General features: G+C 30.7%; 3 protein-coding genes. All 3 read left to right on the top strand.

Annotated features, from left to right (window positions below; all coding sequences use genetic code 11):
• On the top strand, nucleotides 1-1,182 hold a 1,182-nt coding region (gene ftsA, locus Q0649_RS18440; RefSeq protein ID WP_298845458.1), incomplete at its 5' end, for a cell division protein FtsA.
• Nucleotides 1,183-1,197: 15 nt separating this feature from the next.
• Nucleotides 1,198-2,292, top strand: a complete 1,095-nt coding sequence (ftsZ, locus tag Q0649_RS18435) for a cell division protein FtsZ (protein ID WP_298845456.1) — start codon at nucleotides 1,198-1,200, stop codon at nucleotides 2,290-2,292.
• Nucleotides 2,293-2,580: 288 nt separating this feature from the next.
• Complete coding sequence (gene spoIIGA / locus Q0649_RS18430; protein ID WP_298845454.1) at nucleotides 2,581-3,390, top strand: sigma-E processing peptidase SpoIIGA; 810 nt, start codon at nucleotides 2,581-2,583, stop codon at nucleotides 3,388-3,390.
• Nucleotides 3,391-3,476 lie beyond the last annotated feature (86 nt).

Genomic DNA, 3,476 nt, shown 5'->3' with positions numbered 1-3,476 from the left:
AATGGAAAACTTCAGATTATAGGCATTACATCAGTTGTATGTAGTGGTTTAAATAAATCAGTTGTAATAGATATAGATAGTACAGCTGAAGCTATTAAACAATGTGTTATGCAATTAGAACGTATGACAGATACACAAATTAATGAAGGATACATATCACTGCCTGGAGGAATTTGTGAATTAGTTAGAAATACTGGCATGATTGCAATATCTTCTGAAGACAGGGAAATTAAACAAAATGATGTAGATAGGGTAATAGAAGCAGCTAAACTTATTCCAGTTCCGGCCGATAAAGAAATAGTGGGTGTTGAGCCTGAACAATATATTGTTGATGGATATGACAATATTAAAGATCCTAGAGGAATGAGTGGAATAAGGCTTGAAGTTGAAGGACAAGTTGTCATGGCACAATCTACTGTAGTTAGTAATTTATTGAAAAGTGTTAAAAGAGCTGGAGTTAAGGTAAATGGGATAGTGCTTGGACCGTCAGCAATATCTGAAGCTGTACTTAGAAAAGAAGAGAAAGATATGGGAATAGCACTTGTTGATGTTGGAGCTCAGACTATTGATATATCAATTTATAAGAGTGGAAAACTAAAATATACCTCTATTGTTCAATTGGGTGGAGATAATATAACTAATGATATATCAGTTTGCCTTAAAGTTCCTTTTAGCGAAGGTGAAAGATTAAAACTTAAATATGGTAGTCTTATTAAGGGTACAGAAATTGATGCTCAAAAAATTAGAGTTAAAGATTCTTATAACAATGTAATGGAAATTGATAATAGTTTATTAGTTGATATAATTAGTGCTAGGGTGGAAGAATTATTACATCTAATTAAAAGAAATTTATTAAATAGTGGATTTTACAAGGAAATTGCAGGTGTTGTAATAGTTGGTGGCGGTATATCTTTGTTTAGAGGTATGAATGATTTAAGTAAAGATATACTTGGAAAATCAGTGAGAGTGGGCTCACCTGAATATGTAGGTGCAGCTAGCCCAATATATGTTACAGCAGTAGGAATAGTGCTTCAAGCTGCTAATAATCTTAAAAATAATACTAGCTCATTTGAAGAATCAGATGAACAATCGTACGATAACAAATGGTCAAAAAGCCAAAATACAAAAGGGAAAAATAAATTTGCAGCAAAAGTTAAAGTTTTTTTTGCGGATTTTTTCTAAAAAGGAGGTATTGTTGTGTTAGATTTTGATGTTGATGTTCAAGAGTTTGCTCAGATAAAAGTAATTGGGTGTGGAGGTGGAGGAAACAATGCTATAAACAGGATGATTATGGAAGGGCTTAAGAATGTAGAGTTTATAGCTATTAATACAGATAAACAAGCTTTAATTCTTTCTCATGCTGTTCAAAAAATTCAAATTGGTGATAAACTTACTAAAGGACTAGGGGCGGGTGCTAATCCAGAAATTGGTATGAAAGCAGCTGAAGAAAGTAAAGAAGAAATATCTCAAGCAATAAAGGGTGCAGATATGGTGTTTATTACTGCAGGAATGGGTGGTGGTACTGGTACTGGAGCTGCACCAGTGGTTGCAGAAATTGCTAAATCAATGGGAATACTTACTGTAGGAGTTGTCACAAAACCATTCCCTTTTGAAGGCAGAAAAAGAATGATAAATGCTGAAATAGGAATAAAGACTCTTAAGGAAGTTGTAGATACTTTAGTAACAATACCAAATGAAAGGTTATTAACTATGGTTGATAAGAAAACTACGTTGATGGATTCTTTCAAAATGGCAGATGATGTTTTAAGACAAGGTATACAAGGCATATCTGATTTAATTACAATACCAGGTCTTGTAAATCTAGATTTTGCAGATGTGAGGACAATTATGCTTGCAAAAGGTCTTGCACATATGGGAGTTGGTAGAGCCTCTGGTGATAATAGAGCTCAAGAAGCAGCAAAACAAGCTATATCAAGCCCGTTACTTGAAACTTCTATAGTTGGGGCTACAGGTGTGCTTTTAAATATTACTGGTGGAATGGATCTAGGATTACTTGAAATAAATGAAGCTGCAGAGATTGTACAAGGTGCAGCTGACCCAGATGCTAATATTATTTTTGGAGCAGTCATAGATGAAGAGTTAAAAGATGAAATAAGAATAACAGTTATCGCAACCGGTTTTGAAAGCGATAACGTGGCAAAACCAAATAAGCAAGCAATAAAGCCTAAAGCAAAAGAGACAGTTAAACCTAAAGAAGAAGCTGCATACACTAAAGATTATGAGGATTCTGATTTAGAAATTCCAGCTTTTTTAAGAAGACAAAACAAATAAATAACAACATAAGTATGAAACAAATAAATAAAATTATAAAGTGCCCTTTGGGCACTTTATTTGCGTTTAGGCAATTATATTGCTTATAGGTCATAATGTGAGTGTTATTAAGTATGTTACTTAATATACATACATTATAGAGAAAACATCTATTTTATATCAAAACGATTTACAATAATATGGAAATAAGTGGCGTTTTATGAAAGAATAAAAATAATTCTATGTGGTAAAAAATGACAAAATTTTAATGACATTAGTTATATAATAATCTTAAAGGAGGAAGAGAGAATGGTAGTATATGTAGATGTTCTTATACTAGTAAATTTTATAGTTAATCTATTCATATTGCATGTTACTGTTCAAACATTAAGAAAAAGAGTAAAACTTAAGTGGCTGTGTATTTCAAGTCTAGTAGGTAGCTTTTATGTTATAACAATATTGTACCCTAGTCTTAAGTGGCTTACAATTTTACCTTTTAAAATATTAATAGTAAATGTTATGATATTTATTGTATTTCGTGACAAAAGATTTTTATTCAATATTAAGGCTTCATTAATCTTTTTATTATATTCAATTCTTTTAGCTGGAATGTGTTTTTTTATTCAAATGAATAGTAAAAAAGATATGTCATTTGATGTAGTTATAATAAATTTTCCTTATGAAAAGTTACTACTTTCAGTAATGATCATTTATATAGTTATATATAGGGCGATAATTTTTATAGAAGATAGGAAAAAAATATCTACTCTTATATACACAGTAGATATAGTTAATAAGAATTATATAAAAACTATCAAGGCATTTTTAGATACTGGAAATGAACTTCGTGAGCCTGCTTCAAATCTACCTGTATTGATTGTTGAACGGAATATTTTAAGTGAAATTTCACTAGAAAAAAACAATACATACTTAATTCCTTATACTGTACTAAATGGAACTAGTGGTAGGCTTGTGGGATTTAAACCAGAGTATATTAATGTTCATATTAATAAAAAGAATATAGAAACAAAAGATGTAATTATAGCATTTTGTGAGTACAAATTAAGTAAAGACAATGATTATAATGGACTTATGTCTAGGGGGATTCTCAGTCAATAGTCACAAATTAGTAATTGTTTTGAATAATAATATATAGCTGATTGCGAAACTCTAAAAGATTTTAGTGAAATATCTATCTAAAATTT

The sequence above is a fragment of the uncultured Clostridium sp. genome, from assembly GCF_937920395.1.
Taxonomy (GTDB): Bacteria; Bacillota; Clostridia; order Clostridiales; family Clostridiaceae; genus Clostridium_AD.
Note: the sequence above shows the minus strand (reverse complement) of the source record. Positions and strands in the feature narration are given on the sequence as shown.